This is a genomic window from Bordetella tumbae, from assembly GCF_054780995.1.
The window spans coordinates 296537-315520 of record NZ_BAAGVG010000018.1; the positions used below are offsets into that span (position 1 = coordinate 296537).

The window sequence follows — 18984 nt, forward strand, 5'->3', positions numbered from 1 at the left end:
TTGATTCCGTATCAGGATTGCAGACCGCCGTAACGCTGAGCGATCTCTTGAGCAGTAGTGGAGGCGGTGGGGATATCGGCAATCAACGCGCCTTTTTCCAGCACCAGAATACGGTCGGACAGGGAACACAGAAACTCGATGTCCTGCTCGACCAGCAGAATGGCGATGCCATGCGATGAGCGTAGCGTCTGCAAGGCTTCCACGATCTCATCACAGATCGACGGCTGGATGCCTTCGGTGGGTTCGTCCAGCAGCATCAGCTGGGGGTTGCCGCACAGACATCTAGCCAGAGCCAGCAGTTGCTGTTCACCGCCTGACAGGCTGCCGCCGGGGCGATCCAGCAATCGCTTCAAGCGCGGGAATACTGCCAGCACCTCGGCGATGCGGGCACTCGCCTCGCGCAGATTCTTCACGCAGCCCATGCGCAGATTCTCGGCCACGGTCAGTGCCGGAAAGATCTGCCGTCCCTGGGGCACGAAGCCCATTCCATGACGAGCGCGAGCGTGAGGCGCGAGCGCACCGATATCGTGGCCGTCGAATGTCAGCGAGCCGCCAGTCAATGGCAGTTCGCCTATCAGAGAACGCAGCAGCGTCGTCTTTCCCATGCCGTTGCGGCCCAGAATGCCGGTGAACTCGCCCGGTGCCATATCGAAGCGCACCCCATGCAGTACCGGGATGCGGCCATAGCCGGCTCTCAGATCATGCGCTTCGAGCATGCGACTCTCCTTGCTTGCCCAGATAGGCGGCGCGCACTTCAGCGTGCGCCATGATTTCGTCAAAACTGCCTTCGGCCAGGACTTCGCCTTGGTTGAACACGGTGATGCGGCCCGCGATCATGCGGATGAACTCCATGTCGTGTTCGACCACGACCACCGTGCTGTGCCGGTTGATGGCGGCGATGAGTTCGGCGGTTTTGCGCACCTCCTGATGCGTCATTCCGGCGGCTGGCTCGTCCAGCAGCACGAGCTCCGGACGCGAGGCCAGGATCATCCCGAGCTCGACCCATTGACGCTGGCCATGTGCCAATACATTGACGGGTGTGTGCGCTACTGCATCCAAGCCAATTTCGGCCAACACATGGGCGGCGATGCTAGAGGCGTTGCCGTCTGCGCGGCGCTCGGCCGCCAGCAGCAGGTTTTCCATCACGTCCAGCCCCTCGAAAACGCTGGGAACCTGGGTTTTGATGCCTATGCCGAGCCGTGCGACTTCATGCGTGGCGAGTCCGCGCAGAGGCTTGCCTTTGAAGTGAATTTCGCCGCGGCTCGGGCGCAATTGACCCGACAGCATCTTGAAAAACGTACTCTTACCGGCGCCATTAGGCCCGATCAGACAGCGCACTTCGCCGCGCTGCAATTGAAAATCGACGGCATGTACCGCATGGACGCCGCCGAAGCTCACGCCCAGGCCCTGAGTTTGTAATAGGACGTCGCTCATGTCGTTTCCTTGAGGGTGCGGGCACGAGAGCGCAGCAGCCCGCGTGCTGCGTCGACGACGGTCGGCGCGAGGCCGCGTGGGATCAACAATACGAAGAGGATCAGGATGATGCCCAATACCAGTCCGGTGTCGATAGTGTGCTGTGCCCCCAGTTGCGTGACCATCGCCTGCAGTGCGACGCACGCGATGATCGGGCCGATCAGCGTACCGCGCCCGCCCACGATCACCCAGATGATGATCTGCGCCGACTGCGACAGGCTGAACACGCCGGGGCTGACAAAAGCGCCCCAGTTGGCATAAAGCATGCCGGCAAGTCCGGCCAATGCGCCACCCAGGGTAAAGGTGATCAGCTTGTAGCGGCTCGCGTTATAGCCGAGCAACAGTGCGCGCTGTTCATTCTCGCGCACCGCAGCGACTACACGGCCGAAACGCGATGCCATGACAACGCGCACGCCAAAGTATGCACCGATCAACACTAGCGCTGCGAGCGTGAAGGTGCCCTCCGGTGACAGCGGTTCGGCCGCGCCGGGCAGCGTCAGGGGCGGGATAGAAGGAATGCCATTGAATCCGCCAAGTAGTGCTTCGCCCAGGCGGTAGCTATCCCCCGATGTGGAGTTCATCAGATTAAAGAGGATGAGCGTAACGGCCAGTGTGATGACGCCCAGATAGACGTCGCTGATTTTGCCGTAGAACATGAAATAGCCCAGGAGCGCCGCAAACACGGCGGGCACTGCGATGGCCAACGCGATGGCACCGACACCCGGCCCGAAATTGAACGCGCCGACAGCCCACGTATATGCACCCAGACCAAAAAACGCAGCTTGGCCAAAACACAGAATGCCGCCATGCCCCCAGACGAAGGCCAGGCTCAATGCCAGTAGCGCCATGACCAGATAAACCGTCATGGACAGCAGGCTGAACAGGTCGACCATCGAGGGCAGCGCAACGGCAGTGACGATCGCTATCACGCCCAGCAGCAGAGAAATAGGTGAGATACGCATCAGATGGCTCGCTTGAAGAATCGTCCGGTAATGCCTTGCGGCAACAGACGGATCAGCACGATGGCAGCCAGGAGCAGCGCGACCTGGCCATAGACTGGCGTGGAGAGAAAAGTAACGCCCTGGCTGATCGCGCCAAAAAAGGTGGACGCGCTGACCGTTCCCGCGATAACTGCGCTGCCGCCGCTGATCACCGTGATGAATGCCTTGGCAATGTAGGCGGCCCCGATCGTCGGGATGATCCCGGTGAGCGGAGCCAGCACTGCACCGGCCAGCCCCGACAGTGCCGCACCCAGCCCGAACGTGAGCTTGTAGATGACATTCGGATTCATACCCAGCGCATTCGCCATGGCGGCGTTTTGCATGCAAGCGCGTGCCCTCAGGCCAAAGTCGGTGAAACGCAGCAGGCACCAAAGCGCTGCCATCACTCCTGCAGCCAGAGCGATCAGAAACAGCGTATAGCCATTTGTCTGATGCGCACCGATCGCAACACCTCCCAGCGGCGAGGAGATGCCGACGGTAGTGTTGCCGAACACCATCGTGGCGATGCCGATGACAGCCAGCGAGAGCCCCCACGTTGCCAGCATGGTATCGATCATGCGGCCATACAAATGGCGTACCAGTAGATGTTCGACCAGTACGCCGAACACACCGACAGTCAGCGGCGCCACTACCAACATGGAAATCCAGATGGGTACACCGCCTTGGTTCGTCGCCAGAATGGCAATGTAGCCGCCCAGCATCATGAACTCGCCATGTGCGAGGTTGATGATTTTCATCATTCCGAATACGACCGCCAGTCCCACGCTCAAGAGCGCCAGAATGGCGATTGCGCCGAGAATATCGATGGCATAGATGGCAAGAATATCCATGAATATGCTCAGAACTTAATGGTGTATTGACGATTGTCCGTCGGGTTCTTGAGCAGATCGCACACACCGGCGGTATCGGATGGAGCCTGCTGCGGGAAACTCTCGACCAGGTTCAGTTTGCGGTCGCGCACTTCAGCGATATGTACGTCCAACACGCAATGGTGCGTCGCCGGATCCAGCGTCACCCGGCCGCTCGGCGCATCGATGGCAATGCCTGTTTCCAGCGCCTCGATGACTTTCATCCTGTCGACCGAGCCGGCCTTGCGTACGCCTTCGGCCCACAACATGAAGCCCTGATAGGCACCCATCGCGAGTTCCGTGATGTAGGGGTAGTCCTGTCCGTAGCGCGCGTGGAAACGTTTGACGAAGTCAGCATTGGCCGCGCCAGGCAGTTCCTGCAAATAGTTCTGGCACACCAGAAAGCCATTGCATTCCTCGGGTGACAACACGATATGTTCGTTCCCTCCCGCAAAGGTGGTCGACGCGAGCGGGATCTTTCCAGTCATGCCAGTGGCTTTCCATTGGCGGTAAAAGGACATATGCGCACCGCCCACCAGTGCCGACCAGATGAAGTCCGGCGATGCCGCCTGGATCTTTGAAATCGCGGCACCGAAATCCGTCACATCCATGGGGAAAAATTCGGTGGCGACAGTCTCGCCGCCAACCTCTGCAGCGTATTTACGCACCCAGTTCGAGACGATCTGCCCGTAGTTGTAGTCGGCCGCGAGAATGTAGACTTTCTTGCCCCATTTCTTGACGGCATAGGGCGCCAGCTTCTGCACGGTTTGCGCGGGAGTGACACCGGTACCGAAATAATTCCGGTCGCAGACGCCGCCTTCGTACTGGTTGTCGTAGAAATAGAGTGTGCGGTAACGATTGAGCACCGGCCGCACCACTTCGCGCGACGCTGATGTGATGCCGGCGTGAACCACGGCAGCCTTATCCCGCAGCGCCGCCTGCTGAGCGAATTGCGCATACAGCTGCATGTTCGATTGTGCATCATAGGCGATGAAATTCAGCGGTTTGCCGAGCAATCCACCCTGGGCATTGATCTCTTCAGCGGCGAAGCGCAAGGCGTCCATGACCGGTTTGCCATAGATGTCCAGTCCTCCGGACAGGTCATAGATGGCTGCAACATTGATTTTTTCTTCGTTCGATGCAAAGGCTCGGGTAGCGGTTAGACCCATCAGCGTGGCGGATGCGGTAGTGGCGGCAGTGCGAGAGAGAAACTGACGGCGATTCATGCTCATGGTGGATAGCCCCTTGCGCGTTTGCGGCGCGCAGGACTTGCCGCCGCATGCAGTATGTACGGACGAGCAAAGGCCGACGCCGAAAGTCGCGTTGACGTGATTGGGTGTTTGGATATGCCGAGAGACCGGCAAGATGTCGACGTCGTTGTCGACGAGAAAAGCTGCTGAACGACCGTGATGGCAGCTGCGCCGTTGAAGCTTGCCTGGCCGATCTTCATTGAAAGAAGACAGCACGCATTTTAGGGAAGGGCAATGCAAGACACAGCCCCGGGATTTCCCTAAGTTGCTCTGCGATGCGATCGCAGAACGTTCACCGATGCGTTTCAGGTTCGCGTCGCTGACGCTTCCTCTTCAGCGACGCGATTCATCCGATTATGGGAGCCTGGAGACAATAAAGGAAATCTCGTATTGATGGTTCGGATACTGGCTATTCACCCAAGCCGAAAATTCCTCTTTCGTGATCCGACGATGGTAGGCGTTATGGAGCCACACCATGAATTCCTCTTGCTGTGCCTCCGTATCCAGCGGAAGGCGTTTGTATTTTGGATCGGCCTTGATCTGAGTAACGAGCGTATTGAGCCAATTATTGAAAGGCTTATCCATCTCTGCGGCCACGACGCGCGGATCATTCTGGCTGCTGGTGGCGCAGCCTTGGAGCAACGGGACAGTCAGTGCAAACGCTGTTATGACAGCAGCGCTCACACGGCCAAATCGGGTCATCATGATTGGATTCCTTGTCAGTGGGTTTCAACGAAATACAGATAAGCCTTTGAAGAACACGCTTCCCTGCACGAGATCAGATCGATTCGGGCCTTATACCTTAACTTATCCGAATGGCTATCGACAGATTGCCCCGCTTCACGTCAAACTACGGGGACCTGTCTGAATGGCTCACCGGAGGCCCTATGCCCCTGCAATTGCGTTCTCTTGTCCGACCCGACGCCACATTGGAGCTGTCGCTGGCCGATGTGCCGGTACCAACTCCTGCAACTGCCGATGAAGTGATCGTGCGCATGGAGGCTTCACCCATGAACCCCTCGGACATAGGGGTGATGTTCACGGGCGCCGACATCGCCAAAGCCCATCAGTCCGGTACCGACGAGCGCCCGGTGATTACGGCTCCTCTGTCGGCTGCCGCGATGGCGGCGGCATCAGGGAGGGTCGGCCAGGCACTGCCCGTGGGCAACGAGGGGGCTGGTACCGTGGTTGCCGTAGGCGACTCCCCCGGGGCGCAGGCCTTGCTGGGAAAAAAGGTCGCCATGATAGGCGGTGCAATGTATGCCGAGTACCGCGCGCTGCCCGCGAAGCAATGTCTGGTCTTGCCTGATGGCGCGACGGCTGCTCAGGGAGCCTCGTGCTTCGTGAATCCCTTGACGGCGCTGGGCATGGTGGAAACCATGCGCATGGAAGGGCATCGCGCACTTGTGCACACCGTTGGCGCATCCAACCTGGGCCAGATGCTCAACCGCATTTGTCTAAAGGACGGCATTCCGCTGGTGAACATTGTGCGTCGACCAGAACAGGCCGAACTGTTGACGAAACAGGGTGCCAAGCATGTGGTTGACAGCAGCGCCGAGGACTTCGATGCCAAGCTTGTCGAAGCTCTCTTGGTCACGGGAGCGACCATCGCTTTTGATGCGATCGGTGGCGGCCAGCTAGCTGGGCGGCTCCTGTTCGCCATGGAAGCGGCATTGCTGCAGAGACCGGGGCGTACCTACAACCGATATGGCACCGACGTTCATAAACAGGTCTACGTCTACGGCAGCTTGAACCGGTCACTCATCGAGATCGAGCGCAATTTCGGATCGGCATGGGGGATAGGCGGATGGCTGCTTTTCCCCTTCTTGCAACGCGCAGGGGCCGAACGCGTACAGCAACTGAAGCAACGCATCTTCGACGAAATGACCAGCACATTTGCCAGCCATTACACGCGGGAAATCACGCTGCCTGAGGTGTTGACGCTCGACGCCATCGCGAGCTACTCGCGTATGGCGACGGGAGAAAAGACGCTGGTCCGCATCGCGCCAGGCTGATCTCACTCTCCTGCCGCTATGTCGAGACGGGTATCGTTCTAACGGTATTCAGTCGATGATGATGCCCGCTTTACGGACCACCGATCCCCATAGTTGGATTTGTTCCTTGATGAATGCGGAGAACGCTTCCGGGCTATTGGACATGGGCTCCAAACCCTCTGCGTGGAACTGTTTCAGCGTTTCTGGATCCGCCAACGCTTCGACAATGGCCGCATTCAATTTATCGACGATGGGTTTTGGAGTCCCTGCCTTGGTCAGGATGCCATACCACTGATCCGCCTGGAATCCCTCGAGCCCCTTGGTTTCGCTGATGGTCGGCACATCCGGTAACTGCGGCAGGCGCTTTGCGGAGGCCACGGCAATGGGCCGCAACCGGCCAGAAGACAGGAACGGAGCCAACGGGGGATACCCTGTCAGCACGAGAGACGTCACACCCCCCACCAGATCGTTCAACGCAGGTGCGGTGCCTTTGTATGGGATGTGTTGAATTTGAATATTGGCCTGCAACGCAAAGTACTCGGTCGCGAGATGCGCTGCACTGCCGCTGCCACCCGATGCGTAGTCATAACCATTCGGTTTGGCCCGCACGGTGCGGATCAATTCGTCTACGTTGTGCACATCCAGCTTGGCCGGGTTCACCGCCAGGACGTTGGGTACACCGGCGACGAGCGAAATGGGTGTGAAGTCTTTCACCGGATCATAGGGCAGACGTTTGTACAACGTCGCGTTGGCACCGAATGTGCCGATGGCTCCCATCAGCAGCGTATAGCCGTCAGCCGGCTGTGACTTCGCGTACTGCACGCCGACAATGCCGCCGGCGCCAGGCCGATTTTCCACCACGATGGATTGGCCCAGGATCTCGCCTAGCTTTTTGCCCATCACACGCGCAATGATATCGGTGCTGCCGCCCGGCGTGAACGGCACGACGAGCGTGATCGGCCGTGAGGGGTACGTTTCCGCCGCTTGCGATGGGCCGGAACCAATCGCCGCAAGCGTCATCAGCGATGCAAACACGAACTTATGGAACATTTTTGTCGTCTCCTCGGGGGTTGCGCGTCGTTCGTTTTATAGGCACGCCGTATGGCGCGATGCTGTGCGACGGTTGATTTTCAAGCTTCTTAACAATGGTTGACGGTGGCTCCGCTTTCCAGCATGGCTTCAATGTCCTGGTCGCTGACTCCGACGCTGCGCAGCAGTTCTATGCTGTGTTGCCCGATCAGCGGGGCCGGCCATTTCAGTGATGGTTCATAACTGGAGAACTGAATGGGATTGCGTAGATTGATGATCTTTCCCTCGGTCGGATGATCGATTGGTTGAAATAGCCGTGTGTCGGCGAGATGCGGATCATCGAGCACGGAATCCAGCGTGTGCAACGGCATTGCAGGGACATCCGCCGCCTCGAGTATTTCCAGCCATTGTGCGGTGGTGCGGCTCGCAAAGATCTCATTGCGGATCCGGAACATCTCCCCAATGTTCTCGAAACGTGCCCGTTTTTCCGCAAAACGCGGGTCGGTCCGTAGATCAGAGCGACCCATCGCATCAAACATCGCGAATACTTGCTCGTCTGTATTGGCCGTCACACAGATATACCCATCGGCTGTGCGTATGGGACGCGAGTTGGGATTGAGCAGACGCGAGTCACCTGTTTCCCCCAAGGGTGGATCAAAGGTCTTTAAAAACAAATGCTCGGCCAATACGAATGCGGTCATGCTTTCGAACATCGGTACTTCGATGATTTGCGGCCCGCCATGGCGTAGTCGCTGCACCACCCCCATCAGAATCGTGTTGGCGACCATGATGCCGACCGTACGATCAGCGATCACCATGGGGACGAACCGCGGCTCCCCGTCTCCCCCATTGTTGATCGCAGCCAGTCCGGATGCGCCCTGGATGATCGAGTCATAGGCCGGCTTGTCCTTGTAGCGCCCGCCCTGTCCGAACCCTACGACACTGCAATAAATCAGATCGGGTTTGAGCTCCAACAGATCCTGTGCCGACAGTCCCAGGCGGGCTGCCGCAGAGGGCCGCATGTTGTGTATGACGACGTCGGCGGTGACGATGAGTTTCTTCAGCGCTTCGGCCGCGCCGGGTTTCTTTAGATCGAGTGCAATGCTTTTCTTGTTGCGATTCAGATGCAGGTACTTCGCCGCCATGCCGGGTGTCGTGGATTTTCCACCTATCCAGCGAGCCAGATCACCCGTCGGATGCTCGATCTTGATGACTTCTGCCCCAAAATCCGCAAGAAATTGTGTGGCATAAGGACCCACTACGACTTGAGTCAGGTCGATGATGCGTAATCCTTCCAGCGGCGCTTTTGCTGCGTTGGATACATCGGGAGCGGATGTCATATGGCTCATGCCGCAACTCCCGTGGCGGAACCGCGCAGCGTCGTGACGCCTGTTTGTGACACAACCCGAAATTCAACTTCACCGTCATGCTCACCGGTGCGGCTTTCGACATGAAAAGTCTGTCCCTCGAACAGCGGTGCAACGTTGCGCGTCGTGATGTGGGAAAGCGACGTACCGTTCCAGGCTTGATGCAGATGTTCCGTCGCACATAGCGCTGAGAGTCCGCCATTGACGACCAGACCGGGATAGCCTTCCACCTGCGTGGCATAGGGGTAATCGTAGTGAATACGGTGACCGTTGAAACACAATGCGCTATAGCGAAAAATCATCACAGTATCCGCGACGATGGGCGCTGATCGGTAGCGAGCTTCGAAAGGGTCCGCAGTGGGTGTTTTGGCTGCACCTTGGTCTTTCTTATTGGTGTTCTCCCGATACACAACATCCTGCTCCTCTATGACGCAGACACCTGCCGCGTTGCTGATCGTGTGCCGAACCGTGACAAAGACCAGCTGCCCCGTGCTGCCTAGCTTCGGCGTAATCGACGCAATGGTCGACACCCGCCGCAATTCATCTCCGATCAGAATGGGACTAACAAACTGGATGCGCTTTCCGGCGAACATGCGCTTAGGCAACGGCACGGGGGGTAGAAAATCACCGAGCGCGGGGTGGCCGTCATTGCCGATCTTCGAGCGTGGCACGACCCGCGGAAAAAGCACGGAATACCACATTTGCGGGAACTCGATGCCGCGCTCGAACCGCATGTTGCGCGCAGATTCGAGTGTCGCCGCCAATCGTTCGGCCAACTGCGGAGTCACGATATCGGTGGTCTCTTCGCTGCGATTTATCCAGAATTGCAGGGCTTGGAGTGCTTCAGGCGTCGTCTCAGAGGTCACGTTTCTTCGTTGGAATGGTTGTCTAGGCGTCCATCCTAGTTCCTCGCGGGATTTCCAAGAAGTGATAGATTGTGGATGTCAATTCCAAATTGGAATACATTTCCTCCACAGATAACAAAAGGCCCCAGGCCCGGCGCGCTCGAGGGCGGCCCGTGTGGGAAACCGTCAAAGGAGACAGTGTGAACCTGCAACAGATACGTGCGTTCTGTGCGCTTGTGGAAAACGACATGAATGTCTCACGCACCGCGCTGGCGCTATACACCAGCCAATCGGCCGTCAGCAAACAGATCGCACAGCTAGAGGAACGACTCGGTACCGCGCTGTTGATTCGTTCCAAGAGTCGTATTCTGGCGCTGACCGAGGTGGGGGACCAGGTCTTGCGATGCATGCGGACGATGATGGCAGCCACCGAAGACATCTCCAACATCGTCGCAGACCAGCAGCTCAAGGCCCAGGGGCGTCTGGCTATCGCGACGACACATACTCATGCACGCTATGCGCTGCAGGATATCGTGCCGGAATTTTGCAGGCGCAATCCCAGTGTGGCGTTGCGCTTGATTCAGGCGACACCTCTAGAGATTGCCGATCTCGTCGCCACGGGAAAAGTAGACATCGGCTTGTCTACCGTGCCCCCCGTCCTGCCGCCGTCTCTGGCGGCGATCCCGTGTTACGAGCTCAATCATGTGTTGGTCAGCAAACGAGGTCATCCTGTTCTCAAGGACAAGCCACTGACACTGGAGAGCATCGCCCGTTACCCCCTGATCACGTACAGCGAACAACACGCCATCGGCCGGCGTATCACCCAGGCGTTCGACGCCGCAGGACTGACTCCCAAAATCGCAGTACAAGGCACGGACGTCGAGATCATGAAGCACTACGCGGCTTCGGGCGTGGGTTTGGCCATCATTCCCGTGATTGCTTTCTCGCAGCCTGTCGATAAAGAGCTGCAGGCTCAATCCGTCGATCATCTATTTCCGATCAGTATTGTCCATGTCCTGGCCCGGCGCGGCGCCTATTGGCCGCGTCATTTGTGCGACTTCCTAGGAAAGCTTGCGCCGGACCTGACGCCTGGTGCCTTAGAGGAGGCGCTGATCGGCTGAGCCGCCATTCAAGCATTCGGCGGGCGCTTCGAATTCGGCTGCAGCAAATAGCTCATCACCATTTCGCACACGTGCTGCAGGCGAGCCTCCACGCGTTCCTGTGCGCCGAGATCAACCCCCAGCACAAACGACAAGGTATACCGGTTCGATATCGAATAGGACCCCAGCCCTGATATCGATACATAGAGGTCGACCCAATCTGCGTCGGCACGAAATACGCCTTGTTCTTTCCCTCGTTCGAGAATGTCCGCCAACGCGCTCTTGAGCGGATTGAACATCGCTGGAATCACTTTGGATTTCCGGATGTGTTCGGCCTTGTGCAAGTTTTCCGTACTCAACAGCTGAATGAATTCCGGATGCTCAATGAAATGCCGAATCGTCTGCATCACCAAGGTTCGCATGTCTTCGACAGGGTTCTCGCCCAGCAAGCCGAACTGATTCTGCCGTTCTCTCATGGCGGAGTATGCCCGTTCCATGACCTCGATAAAGAGCGCCTCTTTACTTTCGAAGTAGTGGTAGACGAGGTTCTTGCTGATTTTGCTGCGTGCCACGATGCTGTCAACGCGCGCACCGTCATAGCCTTTAGAGGCAAATTCACGCGCGGCCATCTGAAGGATTTTTTCCCGCGTGGCCGCCGCGTCACGGGGCTTTGATTTTCCGCTGGGTTTCGTCGTTGGCATGGGTCCTGTCTGTCTCATTAGCGGTTCTGCCGTGCTTCTTTGATGTGTTGCATCGGCTAACTAGTTGGTTAGTCTACACCGTATCGGTCGATCTGCAATGAGGCCGAATATCTAATGCTGGCAACGCTTTCGGCTACGTGAAAACCCGAATTGGCGGGCACATTTTTCACGCTTATTGTACTGACTAGTTAGTTAGTAAATGAACTCGATCACGGCCCTGAAGCCAATCCATCCAGGCATAGCAGTGGCTGCGTCCCCTTTTCCTTGGAGTTGCACGATGCAAGTAGGAACCAGTGCAGGCGCCCGCGTCGGGTGCGATATCGGCGGCACTTTTACGGACATCGTCCTGTCATTACCGAATGGGCAGCTCTTTGTGAACAAGACGTCCACAACGCCCCACGATCTTGGGGAGGCCATCGTCACTGGCTTGGGCGCATTGATCGAGCAGGCTGGCATCCAGCCCGGCGACATTACGGAGATCGTCCATGGCACCACCACGGCGTCCAATACGATTCTTCAAAAAGTCGGCGCCCGCACCGGCGTACTGACCACCGCTGGTTTCCGAGACGTGCTCGAAATCGGCCGTATTCGTACACCCACCATGTTTGACCTGGGTTGGCAAAAGCCGCAACCGCTGGCCGCCCGCCGTTACCGTCGAGGCATTAATGAGAGGATGGATGCGCGTGGAAACGTCATCGTTCCCTTGAATGCCGATCAGGTCCTGTCCATTGCCCGCGATCTGGTCGATGAAGGGGTCGAGGCGCTGGCGGTCTGCTTCTTGAACAGCTATATCAACCCTGCCCACGAGTTAGAAGCCAAGGCACTGCTGGAGCGCGAGTTTCCCCAACTGCTCGTCACGGCGTCGTGCGATGTTCTGCCGGAAATCAAGGAGTACGAGCGCACGAGTACTACTGTGGTGAACGCCTACATTCTGCCGGCGATGCGCACGTATCTGCGCCGGTTGAAAGACGATCTTGGGCGTATGGGAGTCAAAGCATCATTGCAGGTGATGGCCTCCAACGGTGGCATGATGGGCGTCGATAGCGCCAGTGAAAAACCCGTCTTTGCCGTGGCTTCCGGGCCGGCAGGAGGAGTGGCGGGCGCTGCGCAGATAGGCGCGCTCGGCGATGGCAGGGACCTCATCGTTTTTGATATGGGCGGCACGACCGCGAAAGCTTCCATCATCATGGGAGGCGTGCCCTCATTAACCAACGAATACGAGTTCCGGGACGGAATCAGCGCCCCGAGCCGCTTTGTAAAGGGCGGCGGCTACGTGCTCAAGGTCCCCGCCATTGATATCGCCGAAGTCGGTGCCGGCGGCGGCTCTCTGGCCGGTATCGACGCCGGCGGCTTGTTGTGCGTCGGCCCCGAATCTGCCGGTGCGAATCCTGGGCCGGCATGCTATGGACGTGGCAACGACCGTCCTACTGTCACGGACGCCAACATGGCATTGGGTTTCCTGAATCCCACCGCGCTGGCAGGAGGCAGTCTGAAGGTCGATCCCGAGAAATCGCAGCATGCCATTGCGACGCATATCGGCGAGCCCTTGGGACTGGATATGCTGGCAGCTGCACACGGCATCCGTCATGTAGCCAATGTGAGTATGGCGCGTGCGCTGCGTGCGGTGACTGTCGAACGTGGCCGCGATCCGCGCGATATGACGATGATCGCATTCGGCGGCGGTGGCCCGTTGCATGCTGTCGATGTCGCCAAACTGCTAGGCATCAAGCGTGTGATTGCCCCTGTGATGGCCGGCGTATTCTGCTCGGCAGGCATGCTGGGGGCAGATGCCGAGCACAACTTTGTCAAAGCGATCCTGCGTCCACTCGCCAACTGCGACAAGGAAACCATCAACGCTGCGATTGCCGAACTGCGTACTCAAGGGTTCTCTGTCCTGGCACAAGAGGGCTATTCCCAAGACGCCGTTGAGATGGCAGTCAGCTTGGATCTACGTTATCTCGGCCAGAGTTCTGAGCTCACCATTGCATTACGCAGTCCGGCAGAGCAAGCGATCGACGATGCGGCCATTACTCAATTGGTCGAAGATTTCGGTGATCAATATCGGCAGACTTTTGGTTACGGTAACGACGAACCTCTGGAACTCGTGAATATCAGGCTGAGCGCCTATGGCCGCAGTGATCAACGGCTGAAATTCAACGATATTCGCGTTGACGCAAGCGCGTTGCAAGGCGTCTCGGGTACTCGCCAGGTTAGTTTCGAGCGCGATCAGCCGCCGTACGAGACTCGCCTGGTGCCTCGCTCGGCCATCAAGGGCGAGCCTTGGCATGGCCCGCTAGTCATCGAGTCATATGACACCACGATTGTTGTGCCGCCTGGCGCCTCGGCCCATGCAGACAAGATCGGCAACATCATCATCGATATCGCCCAGGAGCAAGCATGAGTACGCAATTCGATCCCGTTACCTTTGCTGTCGTCAAGAATGCGATGGACTCCATCGTCGACGAAATCGCATACACCGTCATCCGCACTGCGCGATCGGAAATCGTCAAAGATGTGATGGACTACTCGGCCGCCATATGCGATCGCCATGGCCGCATGGTCGCGCAGGCAAAAACCATTGCTTTGCATCTAGGCGCTATTCCGGAAGCCATGGCGGCGCTGCAGCAGCGTTATGGCAATACACTGCAGCCCGGAGACGCGGTGATCGTGAACGATCCCTATGAGGGAGGAATGCACCTTCCGGACATCTTCATGTTCGTTCCGTTCTTTTATCAAGGTGAGATCGAAGGATACTGCGTTGTCATCTGCCATCACACCGATGTGGGCGGACGTGTGCCTGGTTCAAATGCCAGCGATTCGACCGAGATCTATCAGGAAGGCTTGCGCATTCCAGTGCTAAAGCTCTATGAGGCCGGCAAGGTCAACGAAACGTTGGAGCGCATCATTGCGCAGAATGTCCGTGTGCCAGATCGCGTTCTCGGCGATTTGAAGGCTCAGTATGCAGCCTCTCAGATCGGAGTGCGCGAATTGACAGCCCTATTTGATCGCTATGGCAGAGATGATTCACGCGCCTACTTGAACGAGCTGTTGGACTATGCAGAACGCTTGACGCGAGAAGAGATCAGAAAGTGGCCCAAAGGGACGTTTCATTTCGTCGACTATATTGATGACGACGGACTGTCGCCAGACCCCATCCGTATCGAGGTGGCGCTGACTGTACACGAAGACCGTGTGTCGGCGGACTATACCGGATCCTCGCCACAGGTCCGTGCAGCCATCAATTCCACGTTGTCATACACCAAATCATGCACTTACCTGAGCGTGCGTTGCGCACTGTTGGGAGACGTTCCAAACAACGCAGGCGTATTCCGCTGCATTGATGTGCATGTGCCCGAAGGTTCAGTATTGAATCCGCTGCCTCCGAGCGCAGTGGCGGCTCGCGCGTTAACAGGTTATCGCGTGTTTGACGCCATGCTCGGTGCGCTGGCCCAAGTCGTACCGCATCGGATCCCGGCCGCGGGTGAGGGTGGTAACACCGTAGTATGTCTGTCTGGAAAAAGTGACGAAGGCAAGCCGTACATCATTGTCGACATGATCTGCGGTGCATGGGGTGGCCGTCCTGCCAGCGACGGAATTGAAGCCATCACCAATGCTTCCCAGAACCTTTCGAATACTCCCGTGGAAACCTTGGAGGCTCAACATCCCGTGCGGGTCGAGGCCTACGAATTGGTTGAGGACTCGTGCGGCGCTGGTCAATATCGCGGTGGGCTAGGTATCCGCCGCAGTTATCGTGTGCTGGCGCCAGATGCGCTGTTGCAACTTCGTGCCGATCGCATGAAATTCCCGCCTTATGGCTTGGCGGGCGGCACGCCGGCGAGCCCAGCTCGCAACGTGCTGCAGCATGGAGATGAACTGACGGAGTTGCCTAGCAAAGTCGGAATGACAGTTGCACGCAACGATGTGGTGACGCATATTCAACCGGGTGGCGGTGGTTTTGGCGATCCTATGGATCGTGACTGGGATCGCATCCGCGAAGACGTGTGGAACCACAAGTTGACCGCGAAATATGTCCTTGAGCATTACAAGGTCGTGGTCGATCCTCATACCGGTGCGGTGGATCACACGGCTAGCGAAGTGCTGCGCCGCAATGCCTTGGCGCAGGCTGCATAGCGCGCCGCTAGGGGAAAATTCCGAATTCCTGTTTGACGTTACCTATACATGCCTCACGAGGATTACAAAATGCGTTCGTCTTTTCTGAACCGGATCCACCGGACCGTTCTGGCGGCAACGATGTTGTTCGCTTTCACTGCAATGAGTGCGCATGCGGAAAGCGAAAAGCTACGAGTGCGATTGGATTTTTCTGCGTGGGGTATGCATGCGGCCATGCACCTGGCGCAACAAAAAGGCTGGTTTAAAGACGCCGGCCTCGATGTGGAAATTCAGGATGGCACCGGCACGATCAACACACTGCAACTGGTGGCCGTCGGCCAGATGGATATCGGTCAAGTCCAATTAGGCACGATGGCTATCGCCAAAGAGAACGGATTGGATCTCATCTCTATCGCTGGCTTTGCCCGTAAGGGCGACCTGGCGGTGCTGGTGGACGAAAAACTGGACATCAAATCCCCCGCCGATTTGATCGGCAAGAAGCTCGTTTGCTTTACGACCAGTCCCTGGGCTCCTTTTATCGATCCCTATTTCAAGGCCAGTGATGTACCGAAATCCAAGACCAATGTCGTGATGGTCGCGCCTAGTGCCATGATTTCGACCTACGCGTCGGGCAACAGTGACGGGTTCCTGTCACAAGCCCCCTTTGGCCAGCCGATGGTAGCAAAGGTACGACCGGCCAAGACACTGCTGCTGGCCGATAGCGGGATCAATTTTCCCAGCTATGGCTTGGTGACCACACCGAGAGCGTTGGGTGAGCGCGCGGAAGCGATCAAGAAGTTCACGCAGATTCAGGTCAAGGCATGGCAGTACATCTATGCAGGCCATGAAGACGAGGCAGTCGCCGCCATTGTCGCCCAACGGCCGAACGCGAAGCTTGATCCCGAGATTCTGCGTGCGCAGATCGTCGCGTACCGCGAGTTCTTCGAAAGCCCTTCGCAGAAAGGTGCGCCCTTTGGTGCCCAAAATGATACTGACTGGGTCGCGGCAATCCAGTCTATGGAGCAGGTAGGCGCTATCAAGCCGGGCCATAAGCCGTCCGATTATTACACCAACGCAATGTTGGCAAACTGACGAGACAGGGGCGAACATGTCGGCATTCTTAGAGATAGGTCAGCTCAACAAAATCTACCGCTCTCAGCGCGATCCGCTCTACGCGCTCAAGGACGTGAGCCTCGATATCGAGCAGGGCGAGTTTGTGAGCATTGTCGGGCCGAGCGGCTGTGGCAAAAGCACCTTATTGAAATGCGTGGCAGGGCTTGAACCCATCTCGAGCGGGCATCTCGCCCTGCAGGGTGATCCCATCGTCTGTCCCCCGTCGAACATGGGAGTCGTTTTTCAGCGTGACCTGCTTTTGGATTGGCGCACCATTCTCGACAATGTGTTGATCTCTGCCGAGTTTCATAATCTGAACCGAAAGGACTACGAAGAAAGAGCCCGCGCGGTGTTGAACCTGTTCGGGCTTGGCGCCTTTGCCGATCGATTTCCGTGGGAACTGTCGGGCGGCATGCGACAACGCGCCTCGATCTGCCGTGCATTGCTGGTCGATCCTCAACTGCTGCTGATGGACGAGCCCTTTGGGGCGCTCGATCCTTTTACTCGGGACGAACTGAATGAAGAGCTGCAGCGTACCTGGATGGATACCGGCAAGACGGTGCTCTTTATCACGCATTCGATTTCCGAGGCTGTCTACCTGAGCGATCGCGTTGTCGTGATGTCCCGTAATCCTGGCGGTGTGGCGGCAGTCGTCCCTATTGAGCTCGATAGGCCTCGCGGTTTGGCCATTCGTGAAACAAAGGCCTTTGCCGACTACGTGTCGCAGATCCGCGGGATCTTCCGCGAACTCGGAATCTACAAGGGGTAAGCGATGAAAGGCTTATGGAAACGCGCCGAGGAAAGCCGGCTGGCTATTTTGACGATGCTCGTTATTCTCGTGCTGTGGGAAGGCGGTGTCAGATGGTTTGCCGTCAGGGAATTTTTGCTGCCGGCACCTAGCAAGATCTTTGCCGAGTTCATGGCGCAGCCCGGGTTTCTATTAATGCAGACCCTGGATACCTTGCAGACTACGATGGCGGGCTTTGTTCTGGCCGTGGTGCTCGGCGTTGGGGCGGCCATTGGTATTGTCTATTCTCGATTCCTTGACCGTACTTTGTATTCCTTGATGGTTGCGCTGAATGCCGTACCGAAAGTCGCACTCGCGCCGTTGTTTGTCATCTGGCTCGGTACAGGTTCCGCACCAAAGATCGCAATCGCCATGCTGATCGCTATTTTCCCGATTCTGATCGATACAGTACTGGGTCTGAAATCTATCGATCCAGAAATGCTCAACATGGCGCGTGCAAATCAAGCCTCTCGCAGCAAAGTGCTGTGGAAGATCCGTTTTCCAAACGCATTGCCCAGCATCTTTGCCGGTATGAAGGTCGGTATTTCGTTTGCCCTCGTCGGTACGATTGTGGGCGAGTTTGTCGCCGGCGGCAGTGGATTGGGCTATGTCATCCTTGTCGCCCAGGGCAGCTTTGACACGCCGACGGTTTTTGTGGCGTTGGCGCTGCTTTGCATACTGGGTGTGATCTTGTTCAAAGGGCTGGAGATCGTCGAAGAGCATCTATTGCCTTGGCACGCTTCTCAACGTGGGAAACCGATTGTTGAGCCGCCGTCAGCCGCGCAACAGGACAAGCAAATGCCTATGCTGGCAGAGGTAAAGCGCTAACAACCACGGTGAGGCTCGTGTTGCTCGATGAGTCGGGCGTAGGATCGATCTGATCTGACGCAGAATCTGGCTAAAGATCCAGTTGTTAAGCCTGAAATAGGTAGGCTTTGGACTATGGACGCCTACGGTGATTTATGTGCTGCACTGTTTTCAAAAGAAGGCCCAGCAAATCAGCACATCAGATTTGGAGTTTGCCTCGAAGCGCTATCGTGCTTTATTACAGGAGTTGGGTCATGAGTAATCCGCGGTTTGCCGGCGTATGGGACGCCATTGAGGATACTCCAGAAGAGGCAGAGAACATGAAGTTGCGTTCTATCTTGATGACGGCTCTGAAAAATCATCTTGCCCGTACCGGAATGAGCCAGGCGCAAGCAGCAAAGCTCTTTGGTGTGACGCAGCCAAGAGTCTCTGACCTAATGCGCGGCAAGATCAATCTGTTTGCTCTCGATGCCTTGGTCAACATGGCCACCGCCGCCGGACTTCACATTGAGATGCGAGTTCTCGAAGCAGCGTGACCTGAGATCCTGACCGGTCTGCG

The 18984-nt window shown here is 57.3% G+C and carries 19 protein-coding genes; 9 read left to right on the forward strand and 10 right to left on the reverse strand.

Annotation, left to right across the window (positions count from 1 at the left end):
- Positions 1–11: 11 nt before the first annotated feature.
- The 6 genes from ACYVI2_RS16225 to ACYVI2_RS16250 form a co-directional block, all read right to left on the reverse strand.
- A complete protein-coding gene (locus tag ACYVI2_RS16225) occupies positions 12–716 on the reverse strand; it encodes an ABC transporter ATP-binding protein (protein ID WP_415815424.1) in 705 nt (234 codons plus the stop codon).
- Positions 700–1434, reverse strand: coding sequence for an ATP-binding cassette domain-containing protein (locus ACYVI2_RS16230; RefSeq protein ID WP_415815426.1), 735 nt, complete (start codon positions 1432–1434; stop codon positions 700–702). Before ACYVI2_RS16230 ends, ACYVI2_RS16225 begins: the two co-directional genes overlap by 17 nt.
- A complete protein-coding gene (locus ACYVI2_RS16235) occupies positions 1431–2435 on the reverse strand; it encodes an ABC transporter permease subunit (protein WP_415815428.1) in 1005 nt (334 codons plus the stop codon). Before ACYVI2_RS16235 ends, ACYVI2_RS16230 begins: the two co-directional genes overlap by 4 nt.
- Positions 2435–3304, reverse strand: coding sequence for an ABC transporter permease subunit (locus tag ACYVI2_RS16240; protein ID WP_415815430.1), 870 nt, complete (start codon positions 3302–3304; stop codon positions 2435–2437). Before ACYVI2_RS16240 ends, ACYVI2_RS16235 begins: the two co-directional genes overlap by 1 nt.
- Positions 3305–3312: 8 nt before the next feature.
- Positions 3313–4554, reverse strand: a complete 1242-nt coding sequence (locus ACYVI2_RS16245; protein WP_415815432.1) for an urea ABC transporter substrate-binding protein — start codon at positions 4552–4554, stop codon at positions 3313–3315.
- 372 nt (positions 4555–4926) lie between these two features.
- A complete protein-coding gene (locus ACYVI2_RS16250) occupies positions 4927–5277 on the reverse strand; it encodes a hypothetical protein (protein WP_415815434.1) in 351 nt (116 codons plus the stop codon).
- A gap of 182 nt (positions 5278–5459) precedes the next feature.
- Here ACYVI2_RS16250 and ACYVI2_RS16255 point away from each other — a divergent pair, with 182 nt between their 5' ends.
- Positions 5460–6587: a zinc-binding dehydrogenase gene (locus ACYVI2_RS16255; RefSeq protein ID WP_415815436.1), complete on the forward strand. Its 1128-nt coding sequence runs from the start codon at positions 5460–5462 to the stop codon at positions 6585–6587.
- A gap of 48 nt (positions 6588–6635) precedes the next feature.
- Here ACYVI2_RS16255 and ACYVI2_RS16260 read toward each other — a convergent pair whose 3' ends face one another.
- The 3 genes from ACYVI2_RS16260 to ACYVI2_RS16270 all read right to left on the reverse strand — a co-directional run bounded on the left by ACYVI2_RS16260 (position 6636) and on the right by ACYVI2_RS16270 (position 9828).
- Entirely contained in the window at positions 6636–7616 is a 981-nt protein-coding gene (locus ACYVI2_RS16260) for a Bug family tripartite tricarboxylate transporter substrate binding protein (RefSeq protein WP_415815438.1), read from the reverse strand.
- 89 nt (positions 7617–7705) lie between these two features.
- Positions 7706–8944 (reverse strand): CaiB/BaiF CoA transferase family protein, encoded by a 1239-nt coding sequence (locus ACYVI2_RS16265; RefSeq protein ID WP_415815440.1) that lies wholly within the window; start codon positions 8942–8944, stop codon positions 7706–7708.
- Positions 8941–9828 (reverse strand): HTD2 family dehydratase, encoded by an 888-nt coding sequence (locus ACYVI2_RS16270; protein ID WP_415815442.1) that lies wholly within the window; start codon positions 9826–9828, stop codon positions 8941–8943. The genes ACYVI2_RS16265 and ACYVI2_RS16270 overlap by 4 nt, the downstream gene beginning before the upstream one ends.
- A 179-nt stretch (positions 9829–10007) precedes the next feature.
- On the opposite strand from ACYVI2_RS16270, the gene ACYVI2_RS16275 reads away from it, so the two are divergent.
- The gene (locus tag ACYVI2_RS16275; protein WP_415815444.1) at positions 10008–10928 is read left to right on the forward strand and encodes a LysR substrate-binding domain-containing protein; all 921 of its coding nucleotides are present in this window, start codon (positions 10008–10010) and stop codon (positions 10926–10928) included.
- Positions 10929–10936: 8 nt separating this feature from the next.
- Here ACYVI2_RS16275 and ACYVI2_RS16280 read toward each other — a convergent pair whose 3' ends face one another.
- Positions 10937–11608 (reverse strand): TetR family transcriptional regulator, encoded by a 672-nt coding sequence (locus tag ACYVI2_RS16280; protein WP_415815446.1) that lies wholly within the window; start codon positions 11606–11608, stop codon positions 10937–10939.
- Between the two features lie 277 nt (positions 11609–11885).
- Here ACYVI2_RS16280 and ACYVI2_RS16285 point away from each other — a divergent pair, with 277 nt between their 5' ends.
- The 7 genes from ACYVI2_RS16285 to ACYVI2_RS16315 all read left to right on the forward strand — a co-directional run bounded on the left by ACYVI2_RS16285 (position 11886) and on the right by ACYVI2_RS16315 (position 18961).
- The gene (locus tag ACYVI2_RS16285) at positions 11886–14009 is read left to right on the forward strand and encodes a hydantoinase/oxoprolinase family protein (protein WP_415815448.1); all 2124 of its coding nucleotides are present in this window, start codon (positions 11886–11888) and stop codon (positions 14007–14009) included.
- The gene (locus ACYVI2_RS16290) at positions 14006–15739 is read left to right on the forward strand and encodes a hydantoinase B/oxoprolinase family protein (RefSeq protein WP_415815450.1); all 1734 of its coding nucleotides are present in this window, start codon (positions 14006–14008) and stop codon (positions 15737–15739) included. Before ACYVI2_RS16285 ends, ACYVI2_RS16290 begins: the two co-directional genes overlap by 4 nt.
- A gap of 69 nt (positions 15740–15808) precedes the next feature.
- Positions 15809–16810: an ABC transporter substrate-binding protein gene (locus ACYVI2_RS16295; protein WP_415815452.1), complete on the forward strand. Its 1002-nt coding sequence runs from the start codon at positions 15809–15811 to the stop codon at positions 16808–16810.
- Positions 16811–16826: 16 nt separating this feature from the next.
- Entirely contained in the window at positions 16827–17600 is a 774-nt protein-coding gene (locus ACYVI2_RS16300; protein ID WP_415815454.1) for an ABC transporter ATP-binding protein, read from the forward strand.
- A gap of 3 nt (positions 17601–17603) precedes the next feature.
- Positions 17604–18446: an ABC transporter permease gene (locus tag ACYVI2_RS16305; protein ID WP_415815456.1), complete on the forward strand. Its 843-nt coding sequence runs from the start codon at positions 17604–17606 to the stop codon at positions 18444–18446.
- A 136-nt stretch (positions 18447–18582) separates the two neighbouring features.
- On the forward strand, positions 18583–18687 hold the full coding sequence (locus ACYVI2_RS16310) for a hypothetical protein (protein ID WP_415816471.1): 105 nt from the start codon (positions 18583–18585) through the stop codon (positions 18685–18687).
- The gene (locus tag ACYVI2_RS16315; protein ID WP_415815458.1) at positions 18680–18961 is read left to right on the forward strand and encodes a helix-turn-helix domain-containing protein; all 282 of its coding nucleotides are present in this window, start codon (positions 18680–18682) and stop codon (positions 18959–18961) included. The genes ACYVI2_RS16310 and ACYVI2_RS16315 overlap by 8 nt, the downstream gene beginning before the upstream one ends.
- Positions 18962–18984 lie beyond the last annotated feature (23 nt).

Bases quoted from the DNA above. Each gene is read 5' to 3' on its own strand.
- ACYVI2_RS16225 (WP_415815424.1), bottom strand. From the start codon at position 716: ATGCTCGAAGCGCATGATCTGAGAGCCGGCTATGGCCGCATCCCGGTA.
- ACYVI2_RS16230 (WP_415815426.1), bottom strand. From the start codon at position 1,434: ATGAGCGACGTCCTATTACAAACTCAGGGCCTGGGCGTGAGCTTCGGC.
- ACYVI2_RS16235 (WP_415815428.1), bottom strand. From the start codon at position 2,435: ATGCGTATCTCACCTATTTCTCTGCTGCTGGGCGTGATAGCGATCGTC.
- ACYVI2_RS16240 (WP_415815430.1), bottom strand. From the start codon at position 3,304: ATGGATATTCTTGCCATCTATGCCATCGATATTCTCGGCGCAATCGCC.
- ACYVI2_RS16245 (WP_415815432.1), bottom strand. From the start codon at position 4,554: ATGAGCATGAATCGCCGTCAGTTTCTCTCTCGCACTGCCGCCACTACC.
- ACYVI2_RS16250 (WP_415815434.1), bottom strand. From the start codon at position 5,277: ATGATGACCCGATTTGGCCGTGTGAGCGCTGCTGTCATAACAGCGTTT.
- ACYVI2_RS16255 (WP_415815436.1), top strand. From the start codon at position 5,460: ATGCCCCTGCAATTGCGTTCTCTTGTCCGACCCGACGCCACATTGGAG.
- ACYVI2_RS16260 (WP_415815438.1), bottom strand. From the start codon at position 7,616: ATGTTCCATAAGTTCGTGTTTGCATCGCTGATGACGCTTGCGGCGATT.
- ACYVI2_RS16265 (WP_415815440.1), bottom strand. From the start codon at position 8,944: ATGAGCCATATGACATCCGCTCCCGATGTATCCAACGCAGCAAAAGCG.
- ACYVI2_RS16280 (WP_415815446.1), bottom strand. From the start codon at position 11,608: ATGCCAACGACGAAACCCAGCGGAAAATCAAAGCCCCGTGACGCGGCG.
- ACYVI2_RS16285 (WP_415815448.1), top strand. From the start codon at position 11,886: ATGCAAGTAGGAACCAGTGCAGGCGCCCGCGTCGGGTGCGATATCGGC.
- ACYVI2_RS16290 (WP_415815450.1), top strand. From the start codon at position 14,006: ATGAGTACGCAATTCGATCCCGTTACCTTTGCTGTCGTCAAGAATGCG.
- ACYVI2_RS16295 (WP_415815452.1), top strand. From the start codon at position 15,809: ATGCGTTCGTCTTTTCTGAACCGGATCCACCGGACCGTTCTGGCGGCA.
- ACYVI2_RS16300 (WP_415815454.1), top strand. From the start codon at position 16,827: ATGTCGGCATTCTTAGAGATAGGTCAGCTCAACAAAATCTACCGCTCT.
- ACYVI2_RS16305 (WP_415815456.1), top strand. From the start codon at position 17,604: ATGAAAGGCTTATGGAAACGCGCCGAGGAAAGCCGGCTGGCTATTTTG.
- ACYVI2_RS16315 (WP_415815458.1), top strand. From the start codon at position 18,680: ATGAGTAATCCGCGGTTTGCCGGCGTATGGGACGCCATTGAGGATACT.